9 protein-coding genes and 1 pseudogene are annotated in these 7,510 nt (G+C 64.9%); 5 read left to right on the plus strand and 5 right to left on the minus strand.

The window, feature by feature from the left end; all coding sequences use genetic code 11:
• Both DBR22_RS15980 and DBR22_RS15985 read right to left on the minus strand, forming a co-directional pair.
• Window positions 1–638 (minus strand): annotated as a pseudogene (locus DBR22_RS15980) (hypothetical protein); the annotation flags it as partial.
• Window positions 638–940 carry a hypothetical protein gene (locus tag DBR22_RS15985; protein WP_108599828.1) on the minus strand — a complete coding sequence of 101 codons (303 nt, stop codon included), beginning with the start codon at window positions 938–940 and terminating at the stop codon, window positions 638–640. The pseudogene DBR22_RS15980 and the gene DBR22_RS15985, both read right to left, overlap by 1 nt.
• Window positions 941–1,089: 149 nt before the next feature.
• Between DBR22_RS15985 and purB the strand changes: the two genes are divergently transcribed.
• Both purB and DBR22_RS15995 read left to right on the plus strand, forming a co-directional pair.
• Window positions 1,090–2,532 (plus strand): adenylosuccinate lyase, encoded by a 1,443-nt coding sequence (gene purB, locus DBR22_RS15990; RefSeq protein ID WP_108599829.1) that lies wholly within the window; start codon window positions 1,090–1,092, stop codon window positions 2,530–2,532.
• Between the two features lie 127 nt (window positions 2,533–2,659).
• Window positions 2,660–3,337 (plus strand): histidine phosphatase family protein, encoded by a 678-nt coding sequence (locus tag DBR22_RS15995; RefSeq protein ID WP_108599830.1) that lies wholly within the window; start codon window positions 2,660–2,662, stop codon window positions 3,335–3,337.
• Here the strand turns inward: DBR22_RS15995 and DBR22_RS16000 are convergent.
• The 3 genes from DBR22_RS16000 to DBR22_RS16010 form a co-directional block, all read right to left on the minus strand.
• Window positions 3,334–4,227 (minus strand): serine/threonine-protein kinase, encoded by an 894-nt coding sequence (locus tag DBR22_RS16000; protein WP_108599831.1) that lies wholly within the window; start codon window positions 4,225–4,227, stop codon window positions 3,334–3,336. The genes DBR22_RS15995 and DBR22_RS16000 overlap by 4 nt on opposite strands.
• Window positions 4,224–4,511, minus strand: a complete 288-nt coding sequence (locus DBR22_RS16005) for a hypothetical protein (RefSeq protein ID WP_108599832.1) — start codon at window positions 4,509–4,511, stop codon at window positions 4,224–4,226. Before DBR22_RS16005 ends, DBR22_RS16000 begins: the two co-directional genes overlap by 4 nt.
• 73 nt (window positions 4,512–4,584) lie before the next feature.
• Window positions 4,585–5,103: a MarR family winged helix-turn-helix transcriptional regulator gene (locus DBR22_RS16010; RefSeq protein WP_108599833.1), complete on the minus strand. Its 519-nt coding sequence runs from the start codon at window positions 5,101–5,103 to the stop codon at window positions 4,585–4,587.
• Window positions 5,104–5,275: 172 nt separating this feature from the next.
• Here DBR22_RS16010 and DBR22_RS16015 point away from each other — a divergent pair, with 172 nt between their 5' ends.
• From DBR22_RS16015 to DBR22_RS16025, 3 genes are all read left to right on the plus strand, one after another.
• A complete protein-coding gene (locus tag DBR22_RS16015) occupies window positions 5,276–5,779 on the plus strand; it encodes a GNAT family N-acetyltransferase (RefSeq protein ID WP_108599834.1) in 504 nt (167 codons plus the stop codon).
• Window positions 5,780–5,852: 73 nt separating this feature from the next.
• Window positions 5,853–6,287, plus strand: a complete 435-nt coding sequence (locus DBR22_RS16020; RefSeq protein ID WP_108599835.1) for an acyl-CoA thioesterase — start codon at window positions 5,853–5,855, stop codon at window positions 6,285–6,287.
• Between the two features lie 194 nt (window positions 6,288–6,481).
• Window positions 6,482–7,510: extracellular solute-binding protein (locus tag DBR22_RS16025; protein WP_108599836.1), on the plus strand; the 1,029-nt coding region annotated here is incomplete at its 3' end.

Below are 7,510 nucleotides of genomic sequence, written 5' to 3' on the forward strand. Positions count from 1 at the left end.
GTAACAGCACGCGGCTGCAGGATCCGGATGTCCTGCCCAGCAACGCCTGTGAGCAAGGGAACGGCAGCTGCTATATGCCTGCCGGCAGCCAGATCGGCCCCGACCGCCATGGCAAAGCGTTCCGGTGAGACTGCCAGCAGGACCCCCAGTGCCAACGGACCGACGATTTGTTCCGCGGTTTCTCCGTTGAGGGCATGGCCCAGCCAGAGATCTCCCGCCTGTCGGCCAAGGGCCCCGGGGTTTCCCAGCCCGGCACCGGCTCCGCGCGAAAGGTCCGCCAACACCTCCGCCGCCTCGTAATCGCGCTGACTGGCCCGAACCTGGCTGCTGATCCGTCGCAGCTCGTCCCGGACGGCCCGGACGCTCCACTCCGCTTCGCCGACGGACATCAGGGCGATGGTCCCTGAGGGCCGCGAATCATTCTGATATGCGCCCAGGTCCTCCCAGATGCGGTGCACTTCGACCTCGACGGCGGCCAGTTCGTCGGCGAGATGATCGAGCTTTCCGGCACCGTGGATGAGTTCCTCAAGCTGGAACGTCATGCCGCCGATACCGCCCCTGATTTCGAGCGCCCAGTCCATCGCAGGCCCGGTCAGCGAGATGGGGCCGCCGCTGCCGGACGGCGTCACCTCGGCCATCAGTACCGCCCGGCGGTTGTGCCTGCCTGGGATGCAACCTCCCGGGCATGGCGGTTCACCGCAGCCGAGGCGTCATGCAGCCGAACCCGTGCCCTGCCGAGCGCGACCTCCTGGAGTGCCACGGAATTCCGGTAGGCCCGCCCGGCCGGTGACTGCCATTCGAGCAGCTGGATTTCCCGGAAGCTGTAAACAACGTTCTCCACCTGCTCTGTACACCTGGCTACCCGCCCGGCCAGCTGCAGAACCTCGTAGGCCCGCGACATACGTGCCGCCAGGTCCGCTGCCCCCAAATCCCCGCTCATGCCTGTTCCCCTCACCTGTTCTGTGGTGTTGTATGTGCCGACGCTACGGAACAGCACCCGCCCCCGGAAGCGCCGGCGTCGGCTATGTGGACAAGTCACACCAGGTTCCCGCTTAAGCAGCGCCTGGGAGTTCATGAAAGAATCAGCACATGCCTGAAACTGCCGCCCCAGCTGATACCCGCACGCCCTCCGGACGCCTGGCCCTCGCCGCGTCATCGGAGCAGATCGCCCTGGGCCCGCTGGACGGCCGCTACCAGTCCGCCGTCGCACCCCTCGTTGACTACTTGTCCGAGGCAGCATTGAACCGCGACCGGGTGGCTGTTGAAGTCGAGTGGCTCATCCACCTGACGGGTAACAATGTCCTGCCCGGCGCAGGCCCGCTCACCGCGGAGCAGCAGGACCAGCTGCGGGCAATCGTCACTGAATTCGACTCTTCATCAGTCTCCGAGCTTGCCGGGATCGAAGCCGTGACGGTCCACGACGTCAAGGCCGTGGAATACTACATCGGCCGCCGCCTCCCGGCCATCGGCATCGAAAACCTGACCGCCATGGTGCATTTCGGCTGCACCTCCGAGGACATCAACAACCTTTCCTACGCGCTCGGCGTCAAGGGCGCTGTGGAGGACGTGTGGCTGCCTGCAGCCCGTGCCCTCGTGGCGCAGATCAGCGCCATGGCAGCGGAGAACCGCGCCGTGCCCATGCTGTCCCGCACGCACGGCCAGCCGGCCACGCCCACCACACTGGGCAAGGAACTGGCCGTCATCGCCCACCGCCTGACCCGCCAGCTGGACCGGATTGCCAGGACCGAATACCTGGGCAAGATCAACGGCGCCACCGGCACGTACGCGGCCCACGTGGCATCGGTGCCGGGCGCGGACTGGCAGCAGGTCTCCAAATCGTTCGTGGAGGGCCTTGGCCTGACCTGGAACCCGCTGACCACCCAGATCGAAAGCCATGACTGGCAGGCAGAGCTGTACGCCGACGTCGCGCGGTTCAACCGGATCCTGCACAATGTCTGCACGGACATCTGGAGCTACATCTCCATCGGCTACTTCGCGCAGGTCCCCGTGGCAGGCGCCACCGGTTCCTCCACCATGCCGCACAAGGTCAACCCGATCCGCTTCGAAAACGCCGAGGCCAACCTGGAGATTTCCTCCGGCCTGCTGGACGTCCTCGGTTCCACGCTGGTGACCTCCCGCTGGCAGCGCGACCTCACGGACTCCTCCAGCCAGCGCAACATCGGCGTGGCGTTCGGCCACTCCCTCCTGGCCATCTCCAACGTGGCCAAGGGCCTGGACCGCCTCGACGTCGCCGAAGACGTCCTCGCTGCGGACCTGGACACCAACTGGGAAGTCCTGGGCGAGGCCATCCAGATGGTCATGCGCGCCGAGGCGATCGCCGGCGTCGAGGGCATGGAGAACCCTTATGAGCGGCTCAAGGACCTTACCCGCGGCCAGCGCGTGGACGCCGCCCGCATGCAGGAATTCGTCCAGAGCCTGGGACTGTCTGCCGAGGCCGAGGCACGGCTGCTCGAACTCACGCCCGGCAAGTACACCGGCATCGCCGATCAGCTGGTGGACCACCTCCAGTAGGAGGAGCCCGCGCGGCGGGTGTGCTCCGTCCCGGTTGCCGGGGCTGAACGCCCAGCCAGCATAAATTACGACGGCGGCGCCGGGCTCTGTGGGCCCGGCGCGTTCGCCGAGGTGCGAAACTGGGTCCATGAAGCTGCTCCTCATCCGTCATGGACAGACCCCCGGCAACGTACTCGGCCAGCTGGACACCGCGCACCCCGGGCCAGGGCTGACCGAGCTGGGCGAACGGCAGGCCGAGGCGATGGCGCGGTCGCTGGTGAACGAGCCGATCGGTGCGCTCTACGCCTCCACTCTCCTCCGGACACAGATCACTGCTGCCCCGCTTTCCCGGCTGCTCGGCGTTGAGGTGGAAGTGCTGGACGGACTGCATGAAATCGAAGCCGGGTCGCTGGAAAAGCTGACCGATAAGGAATCGCATAAGCACTACATGGGGACGGTTTTTGCGTGGGCAGCCGGGGACCTGGACCGCAGGATGCCTGCCGGCCCTGATGGGCACGAGTTCTTTGGCCGGTTCGACGCCGCCATCACCCTGATTGCCGAACGCGCCGTCCGCGGAGGTGACAAGGGAGTGGCCGCCGTTGTCAGCCATGGTGCCGCTATCCGCACCTGGGCTGGTCTTCGGGCCGACGGCGCAGACCACGAGTTTGCCGCGAAGCATGTGCTGTCCAACACCGGAATTGTGGCGTTGGAAGGGGACCCCGACGCCGGCTGGAAGCTGATCCATTGGGATGGAAGCCCGGTTGGCGGCCTCGCCCTGGCGGACCCTACAGCCGAAGACCCGACCGGCCAGGACAAATCGAGCTAGGCCGGCAGCCGCAGCCTCTGGCTTGGGCACCACGCGCTCCGCGGCCGGCGGTGGGTGAAATCGGGGTATGAGACCGCCGGGAGAAGCCGCCCAACCCAGGCTGCTGCTTCGGCGGCCGAGGGCCGCTCCAGGGGATCCATGGCCGTCAATGCCCGCAGCAGGGGCTCCCAGCCAGGGCCCAGGTTCTGCGGAATCCCAGGGGTCCGGAGCGTCCGGGCCACCAGGGATTCAACTGCCGTGCCGGGAAATGCCTTCTCCCCCGTCATCAGTTCAAGGAGGACAAGCCCCATGGCGTAGACATCCCAGGCAGGCTGCGCGGCGCCGCCGGAGGCCTGCTCCGGGCTCATGTAGTGGACGGTTCCCGACGAGATGCCGGCCTGGGGCGCGGCTCCCACTTGTGAGGCGATGCCGAAGTCGACGAGGCGCACCGGACTCCGCCGGAGCCCGCTGAGCATGAGGTTGGCCGGCTTGATGTCGCAGTGCACCAGGGCGTTGGTATGGATGTGATTCAACGCCTCGAACATGCCCACTGCCCAGGGCGCCACGTCCGCCGGGCCGCGGGGACCAGTCCGGATGACCTCCAGGAGGCTGGTACCAAGGGCCAGTTCTTCCACTAAATACGGCCGGTCGGCAAGGGGTCCGCCGGCAGGCATGATGCCCTCGGCGATGAAACCGATGATGGAGGGGTGTGCCAGGGATGCAAGAACCCGGGCTTCGTTGTGGATGCGTTCGTGCGCCTTCCGGCCAGGCTCCGCGGCGACTTTGACGGCCACCTCACGGAAGTCTGATTGGTCGATCGCGCGGAAAACCACAGCCAGGGAGCCGCGGCCCAGGCGTTCGCGCAGTTGGAAACGGCCGGTGGCTTCGGCCCGGCCTGCGGAAATGCTCAATGGCCCGTGTGCATGGCCGCGGGGGCCATGCCGGCAACAAAGCCCGCCGATGCCTCAGGCGCGGCCCAGGCATCCAGTTGAAACCCGCAGCCGCAGCGCCACACCGGCGGCAGCTGCACGGGCCCATCCTCGTCATCAAAAGAGTAGCCGGCGCCCTCGGCGCCGACAGCCGGTGTCACCAGGTCCATCAGTTCGTTGCAGTGGAGCGGCGTGCCACCTGTCCCTGGATGCTGCCGTTCGTCGAACTGCATGCCTATCTCAGAACACCGCTCAAAAGTGACCATCGGCCTACGACTCCATCTCCAAGGACTGAACAATCGTAAGCATACATATATATAGCCGAACTAACTAGTCAGACTAGATACTTTCTTCGGTCGGGTGTCGGCGTTCACCTTCCAGCGCTTCGGCCATGCGCCGCAGGAAGTCCACCACAACGCGCGCATCCTCGGCAGAAAGCCCCTCGGCCACTGCCATCATGCGGCGGTGCATGCCGCCCAGGGTCACCCGGACCTCCTTGTCCGATTCGACCGTAGGAACCACCACCACGGAACGGCGGTCAGTGGGGTGCGGCTCACGGCGTACATGGCCGCTCTCCACGAGCCGATCGATCAGGGAGGTGGTGGAGGCGCTGGTTATCCCCAGGAACCGGCTGAGGTCCTTGGGTACTGCCGTCTGGCCGGACGCCTGCACACGCAGGAGGTAACGGAGGGCCAGGATGTCCGTTTCACCCATCCCCATGGAGTCGCGGGTGGAACGGCGCACGGCGGTTTCGGCGGTCCGGTAGTCCCTCAGCGACTTGAGAACGGCTGCACTGTAGTCCAGCTGGCCGTCCGGCCCGTACCAGTACCCGGAACCCTCGTTGTCAATGGAAGCCATGCCATAACACTAGCCCGTCTTGTATCTAGGCTTCCATGCAAAGTCGTGGCAAGCAGGCACCCTCAGGGTTATCGCTTTGCTTACGCCGGGGAAACACAGCGTTAACGGCGCACTCCTAGGCTTGGTACGCATAGCCCTTCGCCACATCGAGTTCGCCGGAATCGAGGCAGTCATGCAGACCAATCCCCGTCTCAGCATCAGGTCCGTTACGTGGTCCAACCCAGTGGGGGCTGATCTGCGCAGGGCACAACAGGCCGAACTGGACGCCCGCTTCGGTACCCCTGACCACGAACCGGGGACCCCGCCGTCGAGCGCTGACTGCGCCGTATTCCTGGTGGCATATGACAAAGCCTCCGGGCAGCCGGTGGGGTGCGGCGGGCTGAGGCTCCTGGACAGCGTGACCGCTGAAATCAAGCGGCTCTACGTGCTCCCCTACACCCGGGGTTCGGGGGTGGCGAGCTCCATCCTGGCGGCGCTCGAGGCCGAGGCCTACAAACAGGGCATCACCCGGGTCAAGGCGGAGGCCGGCTCAGCACAGCCGGATGGCCGCAACTTCTACCAGAATTCCGGCTTCGAACCCGTCCCTAACTTCGGCGCCTATATCGGAGTGGCGCACTCGTACTGCTACGCCAAGGTGATCGATTCCCACAGCGCAGCGCACACCGCCATGGCCTGAGCAGGAAGGGTTGACGCCGTCACACTGCCTCCGCCACTGCGCCCCGCGCGCCGCCGTCGACTAATCTCGCCGTATGGAATCCGCTGACATCACCTTCCGCACCCGCAAGTGGGTCCGCCCTGAGGACCTCAACGCCAATGGCACGTTGTTTGGCGGAAGCCTCCTGAAGTGGATCGATGAAGAGGCTGCGATCTACGCGATTCTCCAACTCGGAAACGGCCGCGCTGTCACCAAATACATCTCCGAAATCAACTTCGTGAGCTCCGCAGTGCAAGGCGACCTGATCGAAATGGGGCTGACCGCCACCCGCTTTGGCCGAACGTCACTGACCATGCGGGCCGAAGTACGCAACATGATCACCCGCCAAAGCATCCTGACCATTGAGGAGATCGTTTTTGTGAACCTCAACCCGGCAGGCAAGCCGGAACCCCATGGCTACACCGAGATTACCTACGACCGGGACAGGATCCCGACGCACCATCTGACGGAAACCCTCGAACAGGACTGAGGGCCCGACGGCGGTCGGCGCCTGTTTGCCGCCCGTTCACCTCCCGCACGCTGAACGTTTCAGTGCTCGCACCAGACTGATCAGCCCGGCTGTTTATCAAATCGATAGCAATAGACGCATCTATTCGACGCGCCCAGCTATAGGCTTGCCGAACAATGCTCCGGTCCGCTCCAGTCCAGAAATGAGTCCTGATCGTGCGAAAATTCCACACCTTGGCCGCCGCCGTCGTCGCCGCTACCCTGCTTGCCGGTTGCGGGGGTGGATCCCCTACCCCGGCCGCGTCCGGTGATGCTTCGTCCGCGCCCGCCGGTGCCTCCGGCGAAACCCTCGTCATCTACACCAACTCCAATGGAGAAGGGCGCGGCGAATGGCTGACTGCCGAGGCTACGAAGGCGGGCTTCAAGGTCGAGGTTGTCGGCGCAGGCGGGGCGGATGCGACCAATAAGCTGATCGCCGAGAAGAACAACCCCATCGCCGACATCGCTTTCGGACTGAACAACATGTACTTCGCCCAGATCAAGGCCGAAGGCGCGCTGGAGCCGTACAAGCCGGCCTGGGCGGGTGACGTGGACGCGGAGCTAGGCGACGGTGAAGCCTACTGGCCGCTGGTAAAGCAGGCCATCCTCCTCGGCTACAACTCGGACAAGATCAAGGCTGATGCCGCCCCCACTGACTGGACCGACCTCTGGACCAAGGACGAATTCAAGGACCGCTACGAGCGTGTCACAGGCATGGGCACCGCCACTGCGCAGCTCGTGTTCGCGAGCATCCTCACCCGCTACAAGGATGATTCGGGTGACCTGGGCATCTCGGATGAGGGCTGGAAGCAGGTGGAGCAGTACTTCCAGAACGGCAGCCCGGCCGTAGCGAAGACGGACCTGTTTGCCCGCATCGCTTCCGGCGAAGTGGACATGGGCCAGATGCCGTCCTCGATCATCACCGAACGTGAGAAGACCTTCAAGGTCAACGTGGAGACCGTCATGCCGTCGGTAGGAGTTCCGCTTGCCGTGGAGCAGATTGCCCTCGTCAAGGGAACCGACAAGAAGGAAGAATCCCAGAAGTTCATCGACTGGTACGGCAGCGCCGAGGTCCAGGGCGCCTTCGCCAAGAAGTTCAACTCGATGCCGGTCAACAAGGTCGCGGCAGAACAGGCCAACCCTGAGGTGCTGGACTTCTTCGCCGACCTCAAGCAGCAGGACATCGACTGGGACTTCGTCCAGGAA

The organism is Arthrobacter sp. HMWF013 (assembly GCF_003061105.1).
Classification (GTDB): Bacteria; Actinomycetota; Actinomycetes; order Actinomycetales; family Micrococcaceae; genus Arthrobacter.